Source organism: Pseudomonas ogarae (assembly GCF_014268695.2).
Taxonomy (GTDB): Bacteria; Pseudomonadota; Gammaproteobacteria; order Pseudomonadales; family Pseudomonadaceae; genus Aquipseudomonas; species Aquipseudomonas kilonensis.
In genome coordinates this window covers 4,557,001-4,580,206 of record NZ_CP077086.1, presented here as the reverse complement: position 1 = coordinate 4,580,206, position 23,206 = coordinate 4,557,001, and the positions used below count along the sequence as shown (strand labels likewise).

Below are 23,206 nucleotides of genomic sequence, written 5' to 3'. Positions count from 1 at the left end.
CAAGCTTTGCTCCCACAGGTCCTGCTCAAACAGATCTGAGGGGTGTATGACCGGGAGAGCCAGGTCGGCTGTTAGGCCGCCTCGCGGTGGACGTTGATCTCGGCGCCCCGTTAACCACGCTGGCCGAACGCAGGCATTGCGCAGTGGGCATCCCGGCATGGATGCCGGGATAGCCGCGCTGGGCCATGGATGGCCCTTCGCGGCGGGCCCACGGAGCAATGCCGGAGTGAGGGCATGCCGAGCCTAGGCGAGGCACCAAGTGGTGGGGCAAAAGCGTTTTGCTTACTTTTGACTGGGCCGGCTCCCGGGCTTTTCAAAAGTGAGCCGCTGTAAAAGCGGAACCCTAAGCAGCCGGTACCGCAGCAACGGCTATGTACTCAATCAACAAGAGCCAGCCCACTCCCACAGGTTTCGTATCAGCTCTCCAGTTGTCGCAAGCGTTTGTACAAGGTATTGCGGCTGACCCCCAACCGTCGCGCCAGGTGTGAAATATTCCCGCCCACGGCCTGCAACTGACGGTTCAGGTCCTCGGCATCGTTGAGGTCCACCGTCAGCGGCTCAGGCGTTTCCACCGGTTCCATTTCAAGGTCGACAAAGAAATCGTCGGGCAGGTGTTCCGGGCGGATCGGCTGTTCCTCTGCCATCGCCAGGGCCACTTGCAGCACGCTGCTGACCTGCCGCAGGTTGCCCGGCCAGGGGTGGCGATCGAACAGATCCAACACCTCGCGGCTCAGGCCGGCCCATTGGGTTGGTTCGCGGTGGTGTTCCCAGAGGCGTTTGAACAGGGCCTGCTTGTCGCTGCGCTCGCGCAGGGGCGGCAGTTCCAGGGTCAGGCCGCCGATGCGGTAGTACAAGTCTTCGCGAAACCGCCCCAGTTGCACCTGTTCACGCAGCGAGCGGTTGGTGGCGGAGATGATGCGGATGTCCACCGGGAACAGCTCGGCGCTGCCCACCGGCTGCACGCAACGTTCCTGCAAGACCCGCAGCAGCCGGGCCTGGGTCGGCAGGGGCATGTCGCCGATCTCGTCGAGAAACAGCGTGCCGCGGTCGGCCTTGCGGATCAGGCCGATGCTGCCTTTCTGGTTGGCACCGGTGAAGGCGCCTTTTTCATAACCGAACAATTCCGATTCCACCAACTCGGCGGGGATCGCTGCGCAGTTGACGGCAATGAACGGCTGCTTGCAGCGCGAACTGGCCTGGTGCAGGACTTTGACGAAGACTTCCTTGCCGACGCCGGTCTCGCCATGGATCAGCAGCGGAATGTCCTTCTCCAGCAAGCGCTCGGCCTGGCGCACGGCTTTCTCCACGCGGCTGTCACCGAAGTGCAGGGTGTTGAGGCTGATAGCGTTGCTGGCGGAGGCTGGCGCAGGTGCTGTTTCGGTGAATACGCGAGCCTTGATCGACACCTGGCTCGGGCGCCTGAGCAAGCACTGGAAACGATTGCTGCCGGACGCTTGCAGGGCGAACGGCAGGCCGTCGGGCTGGTTCAGCAGTTCCAGCAGCGAGACCTTGAACAGGCTTTCGATGCTGACGCGCGACAGGCTCAGGCCCAGCAAGTTGTCGGCCCGGCGGTTGGCGGACAGGACCTGGCCGCTCTCATCGAAAATCAGCAGCCCGGCCCATTGGCTGTCGAGGTTGTTCAGGCCGGTGTTGAAGGTCAGCTGGAAGTGTTCACCGCGAAACAGGTTGAGGATCAGCCGGTTCTCCACGGTCTGGCTCATCATCTTGACCATGCCCAGGGTGTGGGACGGCGGCAGGTAACTGTCGCTGGAGACGTCCAGCACGGCGATGACCTTGCGCTCGGCATCGAAGATCGGCGCGGCGGAGCCGGTCATGAAGCGATTGGCCTTGAGGAAATGTTCATCGTGCTCAATGTGCACCGCCTGTTCGCAGGCCAGCGCGGTACCGATGGCGTTGGTGCCGGTGCAGCGCTCCATCCAGCTCGCCCCGGCGCTGAAGCCATGGGCCAGTTTCGGCTCGATGAAACGCTGGGTGCCCCAGGACGTCAGCACTTGGCCCTGGTTGTCGGCCAGCATGATCAGGCAGTTGGAGTTGCTCAGGATGTTCTCGTAATACGGCAGGACTTCCTGGTGGGTGGTCTGCACCAACGAATGCTGGCTCTCCAGCAACTGGGCGATGCCTTGGGCGGGCAACTGGTCGAAGGCCGGCACGCTTTGATGGTTCAGGCCGAAGGCGCGGCAACGGGACCAGGAGGCCTGGATGATGGCCTCGTGGGACAAGGCTGGGGCAGGTGCGGCCATGGGGCACTCTCGCAGGAGCTGTTTTTATTGTTGTGGCAAGTCTCGCACAGACTCCTTGTGCTGGGGCAGATCCAAACACTACTTAAATTGGCTCGGCCCTTGTGGGAGCGAGCCTGCTCGCGAAAGCGGTAGATCAGTCACATGGATTTAACTGACACACCGCTTTCGCGAGCAGGCTCGCTCCCACTGGTTCAGTGTTGTTCAAAATTGTTCATTGTCAACCCGCTTGTTGTTCAATTGTTCATTCGCGGCTGTTCACTTGTGTTCATCAACGAACGTATTTTTTCAGCGGATCAATGGAAATATCAATCTGATCAAAGGCTTGTGATTTCTGGCACGGCTTTCGCTTTCTAGCTCGGGTCGCTTGACTCCAATAATAAAAAGGCCGAGCCATGTCATTAAAGCTTGAGCACATCTGTCGCACCGTCGAAGGCCAGACCTGGATCGACGATGCCAATCTGAGTTTCGAACCCGGATCCTTCAACGTCCTGTTGGGCCGCACGCTGTCCGGCAAGACCAGCCTCATGCGCCTGATGGCCGGTCTGGACAAGCCCGACAGCGGCCGCATCCTGATGAACGGCGTCGACGTCACCAATCGCCCGGTGCGACTGCGCAACGTGTCGATGGTTTACCAGCAGTTCATCAACTACCCGACCATGACCGTTTTCGAAAACATCGCCTCGCCGTTGCGCCAGGCCGGTGTGTCCGAGGAAGTCATCCAGGGCAAAGTCCTGGAAACCGCAAAAATGTTGCGGATCGAGAAGTTTCTCAAGCGCCATCCACTGGAATTGTCCGGCGGTCAGCAGCAGCGCACCGCCATGGCCCGGGCCTTGGTCAAGGACGCGGAGCTGATTCTGTTCGACGAGCCGCTGGTGAACCTGGACTACAAGCTGCGTGAAGAGCTTCGCCAGGAAATGCGCGAATTGTTCCAGGCCCGCCACACCATCGCCGTCTACGCCACCACCGAGCCCAACGAGGCGTTGGCCCTGGGTGGCACCACCACGATCCTGCATGAAGGCCGGGTGATCCAGAGCGGCAAATCGTCCTCGGTGTATCACCAGCCGCAAACCGTCCTGGCCGCCGAATTGTTCTCCGAACCTCCGATCAACCTCATGCCAGGGCGCATCGTCGGTAACGAGGTGAGCTTCGCCAATTTCGTGCACTTCCCGCTGAACGTCGATCTGCGCCCGGTGGGCGAGGGTGAGTTCCGTTTCGGCGTGCGTCCCAGCCATATTTCCCTGGTGCCGAGCAACGACGACGACCTCGAACTGGCGGTGACTGTCGAGGTGGCCGAGATCAGCGGCTCGGAGACGTTCCTGCATGTGCGCAACGAACATTTCCTGCTGGTGCTGCACTTGCCAGGGGTGCATGAGTACGACGTGGACGCGCCGATCCGCATCTACATTCCGACCCATAAACTGTTTGTCTTCGATGCCCAGGGCAAGCTGGTCCAAGCCCCAGGGCAGCGTATCGCGAGGGTTGCCTGATGGCCGAAATTCGTTTGCAGAACCTCGCCCACAGCTACACCAGCACCCCGGCGGGCCCCGAGGACTACGCGATTCGCGAGATGAACCACATCTGGGAGCAGGGTGGCGCCTATGCGCTGCTCGGGCCGTCAGGTTGTGGCAAGTCCACATTGCTCAACATCATCTCCGGCTTGCTCAGCCCCTCCGAAGGACAGGTGATGTTCGACAGCAAAGTCGTCAATGACCTGACCCCGGAGCGCCGCAACATCGCCCAGGTGTTCCAGTTCCCGGTGGTGTACGACACCATGACGGTGTTCGACAACCTGGCGTTCCCGCTGCGCAACCAGGGCATGGCCGAGGCGAGGATCCACACCAAGGTGCAGGAAATCGCCGAGGTCCTGGACCTGCAGAACCTGCTGGATAAAAAGGCCCGCAACCTCACCGCCGACGAAAAACAGAAAGTCTCCATGGGCCGCGGGCTGGTGCGCGACGATGTGTCGGCGATCCTGTTCGACGAGCCGCTGACGGTGATCGACCCGCACCTGAAATGGAAACTGCGGCGCAAGCTCAAGCAGATCCACGAGCAGTTCAACATCACCATGGTCTACGTCACCCACGACCAGTTGGAAGCCTCGACTTTCGCCGACAAGATCGCCGTGATGTACGGCGGCCAGATCGTGCAGTTCGGCACGCCCCGGGACTTGTTCGAGCGCCCGAGCCACACCTTTGTCGGCTATTTCATCGGCAGCCCGGGGATGAACCTGATCGAGGTCACGGCGCAGCCCGGTGGCGTCGGTTTCGGCTCGACCCACTTGCCGCTGTCGGAAACCTTGCAACGTCGGGTCGCCGAAGCCGAAGGCAAAAGCCTGAAGGTCGGTATCCGTCCCGAGTTTGTGCATGTCTGGGATGGCCCTTACGACGACGCGATGCGCGCTGACGTGGTCCACGTCGAAGACCTGGGCACCTACAAGATCCTGACCCTCAACCTCGATGGCGCACCGCTGAAGGTCCGCCTGGCCGAAGACAAGCCCGTGCCCGAAGGCACCGCGTACATCAGTTTTCCGGGCCAATGGCTGATGGTCTATGCCGATGAATACCTGCTGGAACCGTTGAGTGAGGTGCAGCCATGAACAAGGTGCAGAACAACAAAGCCTGGTGGCTGGTGTTGCCGGTGTTCCTGCTGGTGGCTTTCAGCGCCGTGATCCCGATGATGACCGTGGTCAACTATTCGGTGCAGGACATCTTCGACCAGTCCAGCCGCTACTTCGTCGGCGCCGACTGGTACAGGCAGGTGCTGCTCGATCCACGGCTGCACGACTCGCTGCTGCGCCAGTTCATCTACTCGGCGTGCGTGTTGCTGATTGAAATTCCCCTGGGCATCGCCATCGCCCTGACCATGCCGACCAAGGGCAAATGGTCGTCCCTGGTGTTGATCATCCTCGCGATCCCGCTGCTGATTCCCTGGAACGTGGTGGGCACCATCTGGCAGATTTTCGGCCGCGCCGACATCGGCTTGCTGGGCTCCACACTCAACGGCCTGGGCATCAACTACAACTATGCGGCCAACACCATGGACGCCTGGGTCACCGTGCTGGTGATGGATGTCTGGCACTGGACTTCGTTGGTGGCGCTGTTGTGCTATTCGGGGCTGCGGGCGATTCCCGATGTGTACTACCAGGCCGCGCGGATCGACCGGGCGTCGAACTGGGCAGTGTTCCGGCACATCCAGTTGCCGAAGATGAAAAGCGTGCTGCTGATCGCCGTGATGCTGCGCTTCATGGACAGCTTCATGATCTATACCGAGCCGTTCGTACTCACCGGCGGCGGGCCGGGCAACGCCACCACGTTCCTCAGCCAGACCCTGACGCAGATGGCCATCGGCCAATTCGACCTGGGTCCGGCGGCGGCGTTTTCCCTGGTGTACTTCCTGATCATTCTGTTGGTGTCGTGGCTGTTCTATACCGCCATGACGCACTCCGACGCCAACCGTTGAGGCCCGCACCATGAGCAAGAGAAAGCTGATTCCGCTGCTGATCTACATCCTGTTCCTGCTGGTGCCCATCTACTGGCTGCTGAACATGTCGTTCAAGAGCAACACCGAGATCCTTGGTGGCTTGACCCTGTGGCCGCACGATTTCACCTTCCACAACTACAAGGTGATCTTCACCGACCCGAGCTGGTACACCGGTTACCTCAACTCGCTGTACTACGTGAGCCTGAACACGGTGATTTCCCTGGGGGTCGCGTTGCCGGCGGCCTATGCGTTTTCCCGCTATCGGTTCCTGGGGGACAAGCACCTGTTCTTCTGGCTGCTGACCAACCGCATGGCCCCACCGGCGGTGTTCCTGTTGCCGTTCTTCCAGCTGTATTCGTCCATCGGCCTGTTCGACACCCACATCGCCGTGGCCTTGGCCCACTGCCTGTTCAACGTGCCGCTGGCGGTGTGGATCCTCGAAGGGTTCATGTCCGGGGTGCCGAAAGAAATTGACGAGACTGCCTACATTGACGGCTACAGTTTCCCCAAGTTCTTCGCCAAGATCTTCATCCCGTTGATCGGTTCGGGCATCGGTGTCACGGCATTTTTCTGCTTCATGTTTTCCTGGGTCGAACTGCTGCTGGCACGCACGCTCACTTCGGTGAATGCCAAGCCGATCGCGGCGGTCATGACCCGTACCGTGTCGGCGTCCGGTATTGACTGGGGCGTGCTGGCGGCGGCGGGGGTGTTGACCATCCTGCCGGGCATGCTGGTGATCTGGTTCGTTCGCAACCACGTGGCCAAGGGCTTTGCCCTGGGCCGGGTCTGAGGAGTCGATGATGGAATGGATGAACTGGACCGCCCCCACGGCGGCATTCTTTGGGGTCATCGCCTTGCTGCTGGCAGGCATGACCACGTGGGAACTGCGTTCGCCGAGCATCCCTCGGCGGGGTTTCCTGCCGATTGCCACCACCCGTGGCGATCGGTTGTTTATCGGTCTTCTCGGTAGCGCCTACCTGCACATGCTGGTGATCGGCGTTACCGACTGGAGCATCTGGATAGCGTTCGCGTTGTCTTTGGTGTGGCTGTTGGCAGTGATGCGGTGGGGCTAGTCGCGAAGGTTCGCCGATCAGGCTCTTAAACCCAAACAGGAGGTCTCTATGTTCAATAAAAACAATAAGCTGCGACATAGCGTTTCATTGGCAGCCATGCTGGCACTCAGCGGGCTGAGTGCTGCGGCCTGGGCCGACGCCTATGAAGACGCCGCGAAAAAATGGATCGGCAGTGAATTCAAGCCGTCGACCCTGACAGCCGAGCAGCAGCTCGAAGAACTCAAGTGGTTCATCAAGGCCGCCCAGCCGTTTCGCGGGATGAAAATCAACGTGGTGTCGGAAACCATCGCCACCCACGAATACGAGTCCAAGGTGCTGGCCAAGGCCTTTACCGAAATCACCGGGATTCAGCTAACCCACGACCTGCTCCAGGAAGGCGACGTGGTGGAGAAACTGCAGACCCAGATGCAGTCGGACAAGAACATCTATGACGGCTGGGTCAACGACTCGGACCTGATCGGAACGCACTTTCGCTACGGCAAGACTGAATCGATCACTGACCTGATGGCCAACGAAGGCAAGGATTTCACCTCGCCGACCCTGGACATCAAGGACTTCATCGGCATCTCCTTCACCACCGCGCCGGACGGCAAGATCTATCAACTGCCCGACCAGCAATTCGCCAACTTGTACTGGTTCCGCGCCGACTGGTTCGAGCGTGCGGACCTGAAGGCCAAGTTCAAGGAGAAATACGGCTACGAGCTGGGCGTACCGGTGAACTGGTCGGCCTATGAAGACATCGCCAAGTTCTTCTCCGAAGACGTCAAGGAGATCGACGGCAAGCGCGTCTACGGCCACATGGACTACGGCAAGAAAGACCCCTCCCTGGGTTGGCGTTTCACCGATGCCTGGTTCTCCATGGCTGGTGGCGGCGACAAGGGCCTGCCCAACGGTTTGCCGGTGGACGAGTGGGGCATTCGCGTCGAAGACTGCCATCCGGTCGGCTCCAGCGTGACCCGCGGCGGCGATACCAACGGGCCGGCGGCGGTGTTCGCCACCACCAAATACGTGGACTGGATGAAGAAGTACGCGCCACCGGAAGCGGCGGGCATGACCTTCTCCGAATCCGGCCCGGTACCGTCCCAGGGCGCCATCGCCCAGCAGATCTTCTGGTACACCGCTTTCACCGCCGACATGACCAAGCCAGGCCTGCCGGTGATGAACGCCGATGGCACGCCGAAATGGCGCATGGCGCCGTCGCCGCGTGGTCCGTACTGGGAAGAGGGCATGAAGCTGGGGTATCAGGACGTGGGTTCCTGGACATTCATGAAGTCCACGCCGGAGAAACAGAAACTCGCCGCCTGGCTCTACGCGCAGTTCGTGACGTCCAAGACTGTGTCGCTGAAGAAGACCATCGTTGGCCTGACGCCAATTCGTGAGTCGGACATCAACTCCCAGGCCCTGACCGACCTGGCGCCGAAACTCGGTGGCCTGGTGGAGTTCTACCGCAGCCCGGCCCGCGTGCAATGGACCCCGACCGGGACCAACGTGCCGGACTACCCGCGCCTGGCCCAGCTGTGGTGGAGCCACATCGCCGAAGCCGCCAGTGGCGAGAAGACCCCGCAGCAGGCCCTCGATGGCTTGGCCAAGGACCAGGACGCGATCATGACGCGTCTGGAACGCTCCAAGGCCCAAGCCACCTGCGCACCTAAGATGAACCCTGAGCGCGATGCGCAATACTGGTTCGACCAACCGGGCGCACCGAAGCCGAAACTGGCGAACGAGAAGCCTAAAGGCGAAACCGTGAGCTACACCGAGCTGTTGAAATCATGGGAAGCGGCACGCAAGTAAAGCCCCAAGCGTGAAAACGAACGGCACCGAAAGGTGCCGTTTTTTTTTCGTGCGCTTGCACCGCTATCGCGAGCAAGCTCGCTCCCACAGTTTTTCTGGGTCGTTCACAGACCTCGCATACGCCACAAATCCCCTGCGGGAGCGAGCTTGCTCGCGATAGCGGTGGGTCAGTTGCAGCGATGTTGACTGGGCTGACGCTTTCGCGGGCAAGCCCGCTCCCACAGGGGGGGTGATCTGAAGGGAGAGTGATCAGCCCGCTTTGGCCGGGCTGGGCAGGGAGTTTCCGGCCACGGGCGATGGTGGGCTTTTCATCAGGGCATCCAATGCCTGCCGGTAGTTTTTGCCCGCCAGGCTCATGCTGTTGTTGTGCGTTGCCCCCGGCACCAGCAGCAGGCGCTTGGGCTCCCGGGCAGCGTTGAACAGTTGCTCGCTGAACCGGGGCGGGACGTAACGATCGGCAGCGCCATGGACCACCAGCAGCGGCATGTTGATCTCGCCGATTTTGTCGATGGAGTCGAATTTCTGTGACAGCAACCAGCGCACCGGCAGGGAGGTATTCGCCATCGCGGTGGCGACATCGCCCAGGGAGGTGAAGGTGGATTCGATGACCAAGCCTCGGACCTGGGCATCGCCATTGCTGGCGGCCTCCTGACCCAACTGCGCAGCAAGGTCCACTGCGACGGCACCGCCCAGTGAATGACCGTAGATCAGCCGCAGGGCCGGGTCCGGTTGCAGGACCTTGAGGCGTTCCCAAGCGATGCGTGCATCTTCATAGACGCTGGCTTCCGACGGCAGATCCCCATGGCTTTTGCCAAAACCACGGTAATCGATCGCCAACACCGAATAGCCCAGCGCCCTCAGTTGCTGGATACGAAACAACTGGCCGGTCAAATTCCAACGCACACCGTGCAAGTACAGGATCGCCGGTGCATTCTTGCGTTCGGCCGGCCACCACCAGGCGTGGATATTTTCCCCGGCCTTGAAGCTCTTGGGCTTGAGATCGAACTCCTGCACACCGCTGGGAAGCCCGCTGAACCAGCTCGCTGTCCCCGGCTCGATGCGAAAGACCAGCTCGCGTTCCTTGTGCTGCAATACCCCACAGCCCACCGGCAGGCCGACCACCAATGCGCTCATGACAAGGAAGGCCAGCCAGCGCCGCCGAAGGCGAGAGAATAAAGGTAAAGGCATCGACGTAATTCGCTACTCGAAACTGAAGATGCCTTGTAGCAGATTCTCCGAAAGCGGCGCAGGGATTTCGGACGGCCGTGGCGAGGGAGCAAGCGCCCCCGCCACAGGTATGCACCGCGCGTCTGTCAGTGCACATCCCCGTACTCAACCAGCGTCAATACCTGCGCGGTCCGGCCGTACGCGACCTTGGGCACGCCCGCCAGGCGCTTGTGCAGTACGTGGGTCAACGACTCGCCTGGCCCCAGGCTGGCATCGCCAAAATCCCCGTCCAGTTGCATCGGATGCACGATGACCTCAAGCGAGCCATAGGCTGGTGGCGCGGCGTAGTCCAGGTCGGCTGGGGTGCAGACGTAGTCCGCTGTCGCACCGCACAGGCTGCGAATGCGCCGGTTGAACAGGGTTTTGAATAGGCGCTTGGGCGGGTTCAAGTTCGCCCCCAGGTTGCGCGCCAGGCGCATGGGCACGCCTTGCCTGGCGGCGAAGCGGGCAACCAGTTCGCCGATGGGCCAGATGTTGTGCACATGTTGATGGGAATCGAGATGGCTGGGTCGCAGGCCGTGGTCCAGGCAGTGTTGCCATTGCGCCTGCAGTTCATCTTCCACCGCCGCCAGATCCTTTGAACCCAGGCGCAGGCAATAACGCGACAGGTTCAGGTCGAACTGGCCATTGGCGTCGCAAAAAACCGGTCGCGAGGTGATCGCCTGGCCCAGCGGCGGGCCGTAGCTGAGGTTGAAATGCAGGCCAACGTGGCCGTTGAGCAGCGGTTGCCGGGCCATTTCACACGCCTGATCGAAACCCGGCATGTTGGCCATGGCTGTGGCAGAACTGATCACGCCGGTCTCGAAGGCCCGCAGGATCAGCGCGTTTTCGCTGAGGCTGAGGCCGAAGTCGTCAGCGTTGACGATCACTTGGCGCGGCATCCGTCTTCTCCTGGTTCTTTGGGGGGGACGATGCCGTCGTCGCGGTCGGTTTGCTCCGGCGTTTGCCGAACCATGGCTTCAAGCTTTTCCATAGCCGCAAGGCAAACCCCAGGAGCAAGCCACCGGGCTGCCAGGAGTAAAAACTCCAGCGCCAGTGTTCCAGTTGGCCAGTCATGCGTTCGTGTAGCTGATGGCTGGAGTTCTCCAGGCTGACGCGCGAGGCATCGATCCAGTGCCAGTTCTCGTCCAGCCCCCAGCGAATCCACTCTTCGAGCAATACCCGGCCGCTGCCCAGGTCGGCATGCTGCGGCAGGAACGCCAGGTTGTAGTCATACAGCCGTCCCTGATCCAGCAAACCGAGGCGATAGCTGATGCATTCGCCGTTCAGCTCCAGCATCACCACCCGCACCAGGCCTTGGGCGGCGAGGGCGGTGAAGGCGTGGTTCATCCATTGCCGGCGCCTGGGGTCGGCGAAGATGCCGACGCCTTCCTCGCCTTTCCAACTGGCCGCCTCGACCTCGGCTAGGTTGCGCAACAACTGCCCCATGCTGATGGCGTCCGGTTTCACCCGGCGGATCTCGGCGCCACAGGCGGCGATTCGCTTGCGTGCGCGGCGCAATTTGTAGCGTGGGTCGCCAGAGATTTCCTGATGGTCGCTGTCGCTGATCAAATGCACCGGCACCCGGCAACTCAGGCGTCGTTCTCCGGTGGAACTCAGTGCCATCCAGGCACTGAGGACGCTTTGCTCACCGACCGGCTCGACCACCTCATTCAATTGCAGCAGCGCGTGGGGCAAGTGCTGACGGATCTGCATCAGCGCCTGTCCCATGCCTTCGGCGTCCAGGCGCACCATCAAGGCGATGCGGTCGGCCAATGGATAACCCAAGTGGCGCAACACCCGGAACCGCAGCCCGCCGATACGCTCACGCCCCGATACCAGGGGCAGGCACAGGCACAGCGCCTGGTCCTCCCAGCCCAGCAACACCTGTAACTGCTGGTCCGGCAGCAGGGCGAACTCCGCCGCTTGCAACCAGGCCAGGGTGTTGAAGGGCGTAGCGTCGGGCACCTGGGTTCGCAGCTGGTCATAGGCCGTTACGGGAAAGTCCTCGGCGCCCAGGGAGCGACACCATTGGAACCGGATCGCCATGGGCGTCAGGCCGCTGCAGTCGATGCAACCGGCTGGGCCGGTTTACGGAAGGCGTCCAGTGCCGAGCCGTTGTAAAACGTGTCGCGGAAGAACCTCCAGCGGCCGAACAGGCGATACATATGGGTGATCTTGCCGCGTTCCTGGAAGCCCATGCGTATATGCATCTTTATCGCTGGGATGTTCTCTATGTCGCAGACATCGACCATGGTGTCGCATCCTTTGTCCGCCATGACTTTCCACACATCCAGTTGCATGTCCGCCGACATCCTGGAACCCCAGTAAGCACGGGTCATCTCGCCACCGAACTGAAAGTATTCACCGGGGTTGATCGGGAAGTTGCAGCGATAGAAATGGCGGTCGAAATAGTCTTGGGTGCTGCCCCAGGCGAACCCCACGGTGTCGCCTTGATCATCCAGGTACATCAAGCCTGTAAAGCCTTCGGCTGCCAGCTCGCGCATGGTTTCGACGCGGTCGCCGAAATACCGGGCAAAGGCGTCGGCATTGCTGACCGTGATGAACTCCAGGCGCACCGGTGGGTAGGGCTTGAGGTTATGCGGCGGCAGTGGGGTTCGCACATCGTGCTCCAGCCACACCAGTTGCGAGTGGAGAAACACGTAGCGTCTGAACAGCTGTTTGAGGATGGCGCGCAGGCCTTTTTTCTGAATGCGATCACGCAATTTCTGCAGAACGTTCATGGTGCCTCCTGACGGGTGGCGGGTTGGGGGGAAACGGGAGCGGTCCAGCTCAGGGCAAACAGGGTTTCTCCTGGCAGGAGAAAGCGGATCTGCCCGGCCTCGCAGTTGAATGGGGCGCTGCGGCTATGGTTGTCGGGGCCGAAGTACACCAGCTCGGCTTGCGGCTGGGGGCAGGGCACACCGTCCAGGTTGACCTGTTGCGGGCGCGTGCTTTTGTTCACGCCCAGCAGGCTGCGCCTTGCGTCGGTGGCCATGGCCAGCACGTCGACTTCAAAGGCGTCGTTATCCAGGCGCAGCACTTGGTCCAGCCAATGCTGGTGGATGAACTGTTGGGCCAGGCCCACCGGCTTGAGTTCGAAGCGCTGGCTGTCCAGCACTCGAACCATGCCTTTTGGGTACTCCGGTTCGTCGGCGGACTGGAACCAGTTGAGCATGTCCAGCCAACCGTCCGCCGAGGCGTTGATCGCCACGGACGTCCACCACAGGGCGGCGTAGTGGGTTTCCTGGTCGTAGGGGCTCAGGCTCGAGCCGCTGGACATGTTGGTCTGGTCCAGCAGCAAGGCTTTGCGCGGCCGGCCGTTGCTGTCCAGGCCCACCAGCTCGGCGGCCTGACGCACGCTGTTGCGATAGACCCGGGTCGCCAGCAGGTCGCGGATCATCCATTCATGCCAGGCCAGGGCGTCGATCTGGTCACCGGATTCGGCCAGCAAACGCCGCGCCCAGTCGATCCCGCGCCGGTCGGCGGCGTTTTCCGCCAGGGGACCGTTGGTGAACCGGGAGCTGGCCGGTATGGCAATGCGCACCCCGGCGCGGGCGTTGGCGGGGAGGGCGCGAACCTGGCTGGCCATGCTCTCGAACACCTGCTGGAAACTGGCAAAATCCGGGTAGTTGAGGTTTGGCTCATCGGCGAAACTGAGGTAATGGATGCCTTTGCCACCCAAGGCGCGGGTCGACTTGAGCCAGGCCTGCAAGCCGCTGTTGCTGATGCGGTCGGCTCGCAGGTCGGCTTTGCGTGCGCTACCGGCCAACAGGGTGATGTCCCGGGTGATGCCGAAGCGGTCCTGGTACAGGCGCCGGAACGCATCTTCGTGGTCCGGCTTGGCCGCGGTGACGTCGACAAAACTGTAATAAGTGGCGGCCTGGGGCTTGAGGGCATCAATGACCGGGTAGGCCGAGGGCGGGGGCATGACGTAGGGCAGGGAGATGCCCAGTTTTGGGGTGGTTCCCAGGACATCGCCATAGAGTTTCAGGTGCGCCTGCCCCGGGTCCTGGCGCAGCGGCTGCAGGTGCTCAGCGGTCTGGGCGAACAGGTTCGCCGTGCCGTCCAGCCAGAACGCCGCCTTGCCGTTGCCCTGCAACTGCAAGCGCCAGGTTTGCTCGACGTTGGCAACGGGAAGGGCGACTTGATCGAACTGCCAATAGGCCGGGTATGGCTTGAGGTTCAACTGCACCTGGTTGCCATCGGCAACACGCCGGGCTTGCAGACTGCGCACGCCGCCGTGGAACTTGCCCGCCAGCACGGCCTGCTCACCGGGTGCGACCTTGAAATACAGCTCATCGCCGTCGTGGGTTTCGGCGCTGAAATGCACCTTGGCCGGGGCAAACATCGCCCGGGTCCGGGCATCGTGTTCGATGTTGTAGCGGCGGAAGCTGTAGCCGGGAATTTCCAGTCGATAGCTGGTGGCCCCTGGCAGCAAAGGCCACTGCTGCTCGCCACGTTCCTGGGCGGCCTTGATCAAGCGCTCACCTACCAGTTGCCCCTGGCCGTTGAGCAGGTACAGGTGCTCGACATTGGCGTCGGCCTGCCAGGCTGGTACCCAGTGCACGGTCACATAATCCGGGCGGTCGGTCTGCAGGTACAGGCTGCCGTCGCGGATGCCGGTCCATTGCATCGCCGCGCCCTGGGCAAAAAAGGCCAGGCTCCAAAGGCACAGGCCGGCAGCCACTTTCCACCAGCGCCGCACAGGCCCCATCGCGAGCAGGCTCGCTCCCACAGGGGATTTGTGGTGGTCATGAAAATTGTGCGCGGCACAAGACTTTTGTGGGAGCGAGCCTGCTCGCGAAGACGGCGGCACATCCACCTTCACTGCAAGCTGATTCGGCGCTCTCACAAGGTCGCCACCACCCCCTGTGGGAGCGAGCTTGCTCGCGATGGCGGTTTGGCTGGCAACTGCACTCATGCCGATTTTCCAAGCAGCATTTTGCGCATCGGCAGCAAGTCACTGGGCAGGATGATCAGTGTCTGCCACAGCGCTACGCCGCTGAGGCGGCAGTACATGGCCAGCAGCGCCAGGGTCACGCCCAGGTAGGCGATTGACGACGCAGCGGCGGCCCCGACGATGCCGTAGCGGGGAATCAGGATCAGGTTCAGCGCCAGGTTCAGCAGCGCCCCCCCGCCCATCAGCAGCGAAACCGTGCCGGGTCGGTCCTTGCCCAGCAGGTCCAGGCGCAGGATGCTCGCGTAGCACAGCCCGAACAGCCCCGGCAGCAGCGCCAGCAAGGCGGGATACGCCGGCTGGTAGGCGGCGCCAAACAAGGTGACGATCAGCCATTGGCCGATCAGCGCCATGCTCAGGCAGGCGCCGAGCATCACCGTGGCGGTCAGGCGCAAGGCCAATGGCGTCAGGCGCTGCATGTCGCGGTCCTGCTGCAACAGGCGTTTCATCAGCGGCGTGGTGACGGCCTCCGGCACGATCAGCAGCAGTTCGGCGGCGGCGCTGGCCATGGCGTAGTGACCCAGGGCCGTGCTGCCCAGCAGGGCACCGATGAACAGGAAGTCCGAGCGCAGCAGCATTTGCTGGAACAACAAGTCCGGATGGCTGCGGGCGCCGTAGCGCAGCAGTTCGTTCTGATGGGTGCGATCCCAGCGCAGAGTGACCACATGATCGCGGCGCAACCACATCCAACCGGCCAGCACCACCAGGCTCAGGCCCGCCAGCCAACTGATCAGCGCCGCTTCCAGGGCGGCATCTTTCCACATCCAGAACAACACCAGGAACAGCAGCAGCGGCGCCAGGGATTCCATCAGGCGCAAGGCATTGAAGGCACCCACGCCACCGGAGGCGTTGTGCAGTGTCAGCAGGCCGCTCTTGAGCACGGTCAACGGCACGGCCAGCAACAACAGCCAGGCGAGCAATCCCAATTGCATGGCGATGTCCAGTTCGCCGCCGAACTCGCGCACCAGCGCCACCACCACCAAGGTCAGCAGCCCGGCTAGCAGGCAGCCGAAGACCAGCACCTGGCTGAGCAACAGACCCATCGAGCGCTGCTGCGCCGCCTGATAACCCACGGCGGAATTCAGGCCACCGCTGGTGAAGGCGCTGATCAGGTCCGGCAGGGTGCTGAGCAAGGCAAACAGCCCACGTTCGCTGGGCCCGAGAATTCGCGCCAGCAGCACATTGCGCAGCAGGCGCAGGCTGATCATCGCCAGGCGCGTGCCCATGCTCAGCGCCAGATGCTTGAGGTAATGAGCGCGGCTCATGGGCGTGCCCCTCGGCGAATGCGCCAGGCCAGTAATTCAGGGTGATGGGCATTGTGTTGGCTGACGCCGAAACGTGGCACGTTCAAGGGGTCGCCGTCGTTGCGATACAGCCCCGCCTCGGTACCGAGGGCGAAGGCAAAACCGTGGGCCGCCACCTGTTGGCGCACGCGCTCATCGTTATCGCCGTTGGGGTAGCAATACACCGGCAAGGGGTGGGCGCAGCCGTTTTCCAGGGCGATCCAACTGCGCGTCAGTTCTTCGTGCAGGCGCTGGTCGTCCAGCCCGGTCAGGATCGCGTGGCTGGCGCCATGGGGGCCAAAGCGGATCAGGCCGGAGTCTTCGAGCATGCGCACCTGGGTCCAGTCCAGGGCCTGGGGCTGGGAACCCTGTGGGCAGGCGTCGGTGAGGTCGCTCAACGTGTGTGCATCGAGGCTCTTGAGGCTTTGCAGGTAATGCAGCAGCGCCAGGCTGCGGCGCTCGTCGTCGATGTCATCGAGCAGCACCGGCAACGGTCGACCGACGAGCTGCAAGTGCTCGATCAATGTGCGCCGCGCCACCTGGCCATGGCTGCCCCAGAGGGTTTCGCCGATGCTTTCCCACCAGAAGTGCTGGCGGCTGCCGATGAAATCGGTGGAGAGGAAAATACTCGCCGGCACCTGGTACTGGCGCAGCAACGGAAAGGCATTCATGGCGTTGTCGCGCCAACCGTCGTCGAAAGTCAGGGCCACCCGCGGGCGGTTCGGAACGCTTTCAGGGTCGGCCAGCAACAAGCTCATCAGCGGCACGCACTCGAAATGCCGTTGCAGCCAGATCAGCAAATGTTCAAACGCTTCGGGCCCCACGCACAACTCGTTGCGATGGGGCAGTTCGGCGGCACGGTCGTTATTCAACACGCGATGAAGCATCAGGATCACGCCGGCGCCACGCAGGGGATGGCGACCCAGGGACGTGTTCAGGTAGAGCCAGCCGCCGGTGCGCTTGAAGACTTGTTTGATCGACATCGGCCCTTCTCCTCAGCGGTTCTGCTCGGGGTTCCATTGGCTGTAGCGCTGGCCCCGCAGGAACTGCCAGAGCCCGATGCTCATGCCCGCCAGCGTCACCAGCACGAATGCGGCCAGGCGAAAGGGCCGGGGCAAGCGGTGGCGCACGTCCATCAAACCGATCAGCGCCATGGCGTAACCGAGCAATTGCGCCACCAGGCTCAGGCGATAGAACGGATGGTCGTTCCACAGCCAGACGTTGCTCAGCAACAGTGGCAGCAGCAACACCGGCGCCAGGCGGCGGATCAACTTGTGGCTGATCAGCCCGATGGCGTAGAGCCCATGACGCAGCGGGTTGAGCAACGCCCGGCGCTGGGCCAGGCTCTGCAACCCGCCGACGGTGACCCGCTGGCGACGGCGAAACTGCTTGTCGGCTTCGTCCACGCCCTGGTCGGTCACCCGGGCCAGGGGGGCATAGACGATGGACTTGCCGGCGGCCGGCGCGCAGGTGCTGAGGAAAAAGTCATCGTTGACCTGGGCCGGTATCGGTTGGAACAGCCCCCGGCGCAGGGCCAACAGCGCGCCGTCGGCCGAGACCATGCAACCGGTGCGGCTCTCCACTCGACGCAACCAGCCTTCGTAATGACGATACAGGCTGTCGCCCAGGCTCAGGCCCTTGCCCGGCACCGGGATTTCCATGTGCCCGGCACAGGCGCCGACTTCCGGATCGCCCAAGGGCGCCAGCAGATGGCCGAGGGTATCGCCAGCCCATTGGTTATCGGCGTCGGTGAACACCAGGATCTCGCCGCTGCTGTGGGCGACACCGGTATTGAGGGCGGCGGCCTTGCCCTGGCGCGGCAGGTCGAGCACGCTGATGCGCGGGTCGATCACCTTGCGTGCGCAGGCCACCGTGTCGTCGGTGGAGCCGTCGCTGGCGAGGATGATTTGCAGCGAATGGGCCCGATAGTCCTGGGCCAGCAAGGTGCGCAACTTCTCTTCGATGTGCCGCGCCTCGTTGTGGGCGGCAATGACGATGCTCACGTCCATCGGCAACGCCTTGCCGTAGCGCCGCAGCGGAAACAGCGGCACCAGCAGGCTCAACATCAAGGGGTAACCGAGGTAGGCGTACACCGGCAGCAACAGGCACGACCAATAAATGAATTCAGCCACGGGCAGGTCTCCTGGCATTCCAATGACACAGATTGAGCAGCAGTGCGGCGCCGGTCAGGTGCAGGCGCACCCCATGCAAGGCCCACAATTGCAAGGTCAGGCGCGGCTCGCGCCGGCTCTGGCGCAGGCTCAGGAACAAGGGAGGCAGGGCGGTGACCAGCAACAGCGTCAGTGCCAGGTGCAACTGCCCCTGGAGCAACGCGAGCAGGGCCAGCAGGTCCAAGCCCCAGGCGCCTACGGACAGCGCCGGGAAGCGCAGCAGGCGCAGGCTCGGGCCATGGCTGCGGAGCAGTTGCAGATGGCTGCCCTGGCGCCACAGTTCCTTGCTCATCCACTCGCGCCAACTGCCTTCGTAGCCCCAGTGCAGGGCCACGCTTTCGTTGACCAGCAGCAATTGCGCGTCGGCCTGGCGCAGGCGCCAGGAGAAGTCCTTGTCTTCGCCAGTGCGCAGGGTTTCGTCGAAGCCACCGACCCGTTCGAACCAGCTGCGACGCATCAACAGGTTGGCACTGGGCAGCCACTGCACCCGATGCAGGAGGCGTGACCCCGGGCGTTGGCTGCGGCGCTGCCAGGCTTCGGCGAACCACGGCGCCTGCCGGGGCGTGTCGAGGTCCAGGCCGAGTACGTCGCCCTGGTGACCTTCGAGCTCCAGCAGCAGCGTGAGCCAGTCGGCCGGCATTTCGATGTCGGCATCGATGAACGCCAGCCAGTCACCCTGGGCGGCGGCGGCACCGCGGTTGCGCAGGGCGCCGATGTGCACGCCTGGCACGATCAACACCCGTGCCCCCAACTCGTTGGCGATGCGCGGGCCGTGGTCGTCGGAGCCGTTGTCCACCACGATCAATTCACATGCCAGGCCTGCCTGGCGGGCGGCTTCCTGCGCCGCTTGCAGCGTACGGCCGATGTGCCGGGCCTCGTTGTACATCGGGATGACAATGCTGACGCAGCTCATGGACGAGCCTCCTGGGGCGCGGCCTGCTCGGCGTCGTAGCGCAACACACTGGTGAGGGCGAGCATGATCCACAGCAACTTGTGGTTAGGCGCACTGAGGAACATCAGGAACAACGCCAGCGAGAGGAAACTCATGCCCAGGTGCGTCAGCAGGTCCGCCTGCGCCCAGTCCCGCCGCTGCAGCCAGAGCCGACGGGCGTGTAGCAGGTTGTACAGGCCAAGGCCGATCATGGCGACGAACATCAGCCCGGCCGGGATGCCTATTTCGCTGAAGATTTCCAGGTAGGTGTTATGGGCCCGGCGATACAGGTCACTCAGTTTGCGGTTGGCTGAGAACGCCTTGGCATAGCCGGTGGGCGCGTAGTGCAGGGGAAAGGTCCCGGGGCCGGAGCCGAGTATCGGGTTCTCTCGGATCATCTGGCTGCCGACCAGGATGTACGAAGCACGGCGGCCCAGGGATTCGTCCTGGTGGGCGCTGGCGCCGGCACTGAGGATGCTCAATGACTGGATGCGCGCGACATAGCCGGCCGGCATCACGGCGATTGCCAAGGGAATCAGCAATGCCAGCCCAAGCATGGCGAAGCCCAGGTGCCGGGGGCGGATACGTGGCAACTGTGCGCGGTAGTGATACAGGCCGATCATCAGGCTTAGCATCAACACCACCAGCCCCGAGCGCGATTCGGTCTTGGTCATGCCGCCCAGCAGCAGGATGAAACAACCTCCCCAGAACAACCGGTGCAGCAAGCTGGGGCCGCGCACCACCAGCAGCAACGCCAGCGGCACGGTAAAGGCGATCAGCAGGGCGAAGGTGTTCGGGTCCTCCAGCAGGCCGGACGCACGCCCCTGGTCCTGGTACTTGGCCGAAAACATCGCCAGCACGCAGGTGGTGGTGACGCTCAAGGTCATCAGTCGGCAGAACAGGTCCAGGTTCAATTCACGACCGATCAGCAAGGTGATCACGAACAGGATCAACCCCACCGTCAGCTCGCGAAAATGGGTCGTGGACAGGCCCATGTTCTCCGACAGCAACAGGCTCAGGCCGTACAGCAGCATGAAGCCGATCAGCGGTCGCCAGATATTGCTGCGCAGGCGCGTCCCGGGAATCTGGTGCAGGGCCAACTGCAACAGCAGGATCATGATCAGCGCCAGGCCAAAGAATTTGCTGCCGGAAAAGGCGCTGTCCTTGAACAGGCCTTCGAACGGCACCAGGGCGGCAATGCCCAGCAGGCCCCACATGGGCTTGCGGTACAGCACGGCAACGCCGACCAGGCCGAACACCGCGCCCGGCGCCAGGAACGGATACGGGCTGGCGAGTAAAGCCAGGCACACCAGGCCCAGCAGACTGATGATCGAGAGCGGGACAATCATGAGCGAGCCTCCCGTGCCGTGCGGATGTAAAGCTGCGACCAGCGTTCGGCCAGCGTGCGCAGGTCGTAGCGGTCCCGTTGGGTGCGGCGCGCGTTGTCGGCCAGGATCCGCGCCAGGGGCGGTTCGCTGAACAGCGTTTCGATCTGCGCCGCCAGTTCCGCGCTGTCGGCCGGTGCCGCGAGCAGGCCGTTATGGCGGTCCTGCAACACGTCGGGAATGCCGCCGACGCCGAACGCCACCACCGGCACGCCGGCCTGCATGGCTTCGAGCAGAATCATCGGCGTGCCTTCGGTGCGTGAGCTGATCACCAGGGCGTCGAGGCGACTCCACCAGGCGTTCATGTCGGTCTGGTAGCCGGGCAATTCGATGCGCGTGGGCAGTCCGGCATCGGTGATGCGCTTGAGCAGCGCCTGGCGTTCCGGGCCGTCGCCGAGCATCACCGCATGCAGCGATGCATGCTTCTGGCACAGTGGGATCATGGCGTCGAGAAACAGGTCTGGACCTTTCTCGCTGCTCAAGCGGCCGACGTAGCCGACCCGCCAGCGTTGCTTGTCGGCGCGATGGGCCAACGGCGTACTGGCCGCTGGCAGGCCATTGGGGATGACGTCGAGTTTTTCCGCCCGCACGCTGGCCCGGCGATGCAGGGTGGCGATGCTCTCGGCCACGCAGACGACCCGCTTGACCGAGGCGGTGCGGCACAGTTGCAGGCTCAGCCAGGTATAGAAACGCTGCTTGGGGCTGCGCGGCGTGAAGCCATGCTGGGTGATCACCAGCGGCAGGCGCAGCAGCGTGGCGGCGGACCAGCCGAACAGCAGCCCCTTGAAGTTGTGGGTGTTGATCAGCGGTCGTTCGTCCCGGCGCTGGAGCAGGTGCTGCAACAGCTCGGCCCAACTGGCGCAATGACGGCAATCGACCCCGGCCTGGCGAAAACGCGTGATCAAGGTCGGTGGCGCCGCCAGGAACAGCACCTGGTGCTGCCCGGGCGTCGCCAGGCAATGATCGAGCAGCATCCGCTCGGCCCCGTAGAAGCCGCCGCTGTCGAGCAGATGAATGATCGACAGGGGGCTGCTGTGGCGGGTCGGGCCGAACGGCGCGTTCAATTTCGCACCCAATGGACAAGGCTGGGCAGGCTCCAGTTGCGGTGCGGGTTGACCTGGTCGGGGGACTGTTCGTTGATCACCAACAGTACCGGCACATCCAATTGCTGGGTGATTTGCGCTGGGTGCTTGAAGCGATGGTCGAAGAACTCACGCACATAGACCAGGGCGATCGCCAGCAGCAGGCCGCTGAACATGCCGAAGACAATGATCAACATCGGCTTGGGAAAGGCCGGGGCGGTCGGTTCGAACGGCGGGCTCAGGACCCGCGCGTTGGACAGGTCTGTGTCCAGCGAGCGCGCAGTGCTGGCTTCGGCGAAACGCTGGGCATAGGTGGAGAACGCCGCATGCAGAGCGTTGATCTCGGTGTCCATCTGCCGCAGCTTGCTTTGGGTTTCCTGCAACTGGTGGATGCGCTCCTTGAAGGTGGCGATACGCTCGATCTTCTGATTGATCACCGAACTGACCACCGCCAGGTCGGTGGTGCGCTCCTGGATGCGGTTGTTCACCACTTTCAGGAACTGCTGGCGTGTGCGGATGATCTGCTCCCGGGCCAGCAGCATCGGTTCGCTGCCGGGCTGGAAGATCGCCAGGTCATTCATGTAGCGGCTGACCTGGCTGGTCAGTTGCTCGCCCAGTTGCCTGATTTCCCGGTCTTCGAAGGCAATGTTGTCCACGGTGGTGGTGAAGGTGAACGGGAAGGTGTAGTCGTTGAACCGCGAGCTGTTCGCTGCGGCGAGACTGGTCTTGAGGTAATCGAGCCAGCGTTGGCTTTGCAGCAGGCGATCCTGGTACAGGTTCAGGGCCTGTTCTTCGGTGTTGATGGCGTTCAGGCGGAAGGTGATTTCTTCCTTGGGGTCGGACGAACCGATGTTTTCCAGCAGCCCCAGGCGGGTGCCTTCCAGGCCGTCGAGACGGGTCTGGTATTGGGCTTTCTTCTGCTCATAGAACGTCTGCGGCATTTCGATCGATTGCAGGTCCTGGCGGCTGCTGAGGTAGTTCTGCAGCAGTTGCGCCACGAACCGGGTGCCTTGGGCCGGGTCGCCGAAACTGTAGACGATGGAGATGACGTTGGAGCCGGGCAGGGTCTCGATTTTCAGGTTTTCGATGGCCTTGTCTGTCAGTGTGTCGAGCATCGTGTCGCGCACCGGATCGACCTCTAGCCCCAGGCCGTCGCGCAGCGGGTTGATGACGTACTCGCGCAGTGGTTGGGTGATGTAGCGCTTGAGCGGTTCGCTCACCCATTTGTTAAAAATGCCGGGGCTTGGGGTGTATTCGCCCTGGTCGCGCAGGGTGCTGATGGTCTGTCGGATCAACGCCGGCGAGCGCAGGATATTGCTCTCGGTTTCCATGTCCGCCAGGGATGGCGGGATGAAGGTGGCGTTCTCTTGGTTCAGCGACGTGGTGGCGTCGCCCTGGGAGAGTTTTTTCGACTGGACAATCACCTGGGCGGTGATATCGAAGCTCTGCTTGAGCATCAACGGCAGCACCAGGGCGATCACGGCGAAGATCAGGAAAACGCGCTTCACCCACTGCTTGTTGGCGAAGAAGATCCTGAAAAACTCGTGCAGATAATTTTCCTTGGGGTTCATGATCGGTCACCT

Annotated in this window: 19 protein-coding genes; 6 read left to right on the top strand and 13 right to left on the bottom strand. The window is 62.6% G+C overall.

Translation table 11 applies throughout. The features are described from left to right. Window positions 1–416: 416 nt before the first annotated feature. Complete coding sequence (locus tag HU749_RS19970; protein ID WP_186651534.1) at window positions 417–2,261, bottom strand: sigma-54-dependent Fis family transcriptional regulator; 1,845 nt, start codon at window positions 2,259–2,261, stop codon at window positions 417–419. Between the two features lie 392 nt (window positions 2,262–2,653). Between HU749_RS19970 and HU749_RS19965 the strand changes: the two genes are divergently transcribed. The 6 genes from HU749_RS19965 to HU749_RS19940 are packed head-to-tail and all read left to right on the top strand — an operon-like array spanning window position 2,654 to window position 8,605. Continuing rightward, window positions 2,654–3,748 carry an ABC transporter ATP-binding protein gene (locus tag HU749_RS19965; RefSeq protein ID WP_046063498.1) on the top strand — a complete coding sequence of 365 codons (1,095 nt, stop codon included), beginning with the start codon at window positions 2,654–2,656 and terminating at the stop codon, window positions 3,746–3,748. Next, window positions 3,748–4,857: an ABC transporter ATP-binding protein gene (locus HU749_RS19960; protein ID WP_079304501.1), complete on the top strand. Its 1,110-nt coding sequence runs from the start codon at window positions 3,748–3,750 to the stop codon at window positions 4,855–4,857. The genes HU749_RS19965 and HU749_RS19960 overlap by 1 nt, the downstream gene beginning before the upstream one ends. Further along, entirely contained in the window at window positions 4,854–5,720 is an 867-nt protein-coding gene (locus tag HU749_RS19955; RefSeq protein ID WP_014337489.1) for a carbohydrate ABC transporter permease, read from the top strand. Before HU749_RS19960 ends, HU749_RS19955 begins: the two co-directional genes overlap by 4 nt. A gap of 10 nt (window positions 5,721–5,730) precedes the next feature. After that, window positions 5,731–6,531, top strand: coding sequence for a carbohydrate ABC transporter permease (locus HU749_RS19950; protein ID WP_014337490.1), 801 nt, complete (start codon window positions 5,731–5,733; stop codon window positions 6,529–6,531). A 10-nt stretch (window positions 6,532–6,541) separates the two neighbouring features. Next, entirely contained in the window at window positions 6,542–6,814 is a 273-nt protein-coding gene (locus HU749_RS19945) for a DUF2160 domain-containing protein (RefSeq protein WP_014337491.1), read from the top strand. Between the two features lie 48 nt (window positions 6,815–6,862). Continuing rightward, a complete protein-coding gene (locus HU749_RS19940) occupies window positions 6,863–8,605 on the top strand; it encodes an ABC transporter substrate-binding protein (protein WP_018608208.1) in 1,743 nt (580 codons plus the stop codon). A 249-nt stretch (window positions 8,606–8,854) separates the two neighbouring features. On the opposite strand, the gene HU749_RS19935 is transcribed toward HU749_RS19940, so the two are convergent. The 12 genes from HU749_RS19935 to HU749_RS19880 form a co-directional block, all read right to left on the bottom strand. Continuing rightward, complete coding sequence (locus HU749_RS19935; RefSeq protein ID WP_186651532.1) at window positions 8,855–9,793, bottom strand: alpha/beta hydrolase; 939 nt, start codon at window positions 9,791–9,793, stop codon at window positions 8,855–8,857. Window positions 9,794–9,918: 125 nt separating this feature from the next. Continuing rightward, a complete protein-coding gene (locus HU749_RS19930) occupies window positions 9,919–10,713 on the bottom strand; it encodes a ChbG/HpnK family deacetylase (protein ID WP_186651530.1) in 795 nt (264 codons plus the stop codon). Next, a complete protein-coding gene (locus HU749_RS19925) occupies window positions 10,685–11,860 on the bottom strand; it encodes a GNAT family N-acetyltransferase (RefSeq protein WP_186651528.1) in 1,176 nt (391 codons plus the stop codon). Before HU749_RS19925 ends, HU749_RS19930 begins: the two co-directional genes overlap by 29 nt. 5 nt (window positions 11,861–11,865) lie before the next feature. Continuing rightward, complete coding sequence (locus tag HU749_RS19920) at window positions 11,866–12,555, bottom strand: GNAT family N-acetyltransferase (RefSeq protein ID WP_057448840.1); 690 nt, start codon at window positions 12,553–12,555, stop codon at window positions 11,866–11,868. Next, window positions 12,552–14,528 carry a hypothetical protein gene (locus tag HU749_RS19915; RefSeq protein ID WP_437127822.1) on the bottom strand — a complete coding sequence of 659 codons (1,977 nt, stop codon included), beginning with the start codon at window positions 14,526–14,528 and terminating at the stop codon, window positions 12,552–12,554. Before HU749_RS19915 ends, HU749_RS19920 begins: the two co-directional genes overlap by 4 nt. 203 nt (window positions 14,529–14,731) lie before the next feature. After that, window positions 14,732–16,036, bottom strand: a complete 1,305-nt coding sequence (locus HU749_RS19910) for a lipopolysaccharide biosynthesis protein (protein ID WP_095963369.1) — start codon at window positions 16,034–16,036, stop codon at window positions 14,732–14,734. After that, on the bottom strand, window positions 16,033–17,037 hold the full coding sequence (locus HU749_RS19905; RefSeq protein ID WP_095963368.1) for a polysaccharide deacetylase family protein: 1,005 nt from the start codon (window positions 17,035–17,037) through the stop codon (window positions 16,033–16,035). The genes HU749_RS19910 and HU749_RS19905 overlap by 4 nt, the downstream gene beginning before the upstream one ends. A gap of 12 nt (window positions 17,038–17,049) precedes the next feature. Further along, complete coding sequence (locus tag HU749_RS19900) at window positions 17,050–18,186, bottom strand: glycosyltransferase family 2 protein (RefSeq protein WP_095963367.1); 1,137 nt, start codon at window positions 18,184–18,186, stop codon at window positions 17,050–17,052. Next, window positions 18,179–19,138 carry a glycosyltransferase gene (locus tag HU749_RS19895; protein ID WP_095963366.1) on the bottom strand — a complete coding sequence of 320 codons (960 nt, stop codon included), beginning with the start codon at window positions 19,136–19,138 and terminating at the stop codon, window positions 18,179–18,181. Before HU749_RS19895 ends, HU749_RS19900 begins: the two co-directional genes overlap by 8 nt. Then, a complete protein-coding gene (locus HU749_RS19890) occupies window positions 19,135–20,505 on the bottom strand; it encodes an O-antigen ligase family protein (RefSeq protein ID WP_095963365.1) in 1,371 nt (456 codons plus the stop codon). Before HU749_RS19890 ends, HU749_RS19895 begins: the two co-directional genes overlap by 4 nt. Further along, entirely contained in the window at window positions 20,502–21,605 is a 1,104-nt protein-coding gene (locus HU749_RS19885; RefSeq protein WP_095963364.1) for a glycosyltransferase family 4 protein, read from the bottom strand. Before HU749_RS19885 ends, HU749_RS19890 begins: the two co-directional genes overlap by 4 nt. Then, complete coding sequence (locus HU749_RS19880) at window positions 21,602–23,194, bottom strand: GumC family protein (protein ID WP_186651526.1); 1,593 nt, start codon at window positions 23,192–23,194, stop codon at window positions 21,602–21,604. Before HU749_RS19880 ends, HU749_RS19885 begins: the two co-directional genes overlap by 4 nt. Window positions 23,195–23,206: the final 12 nt, after the last annotated feature.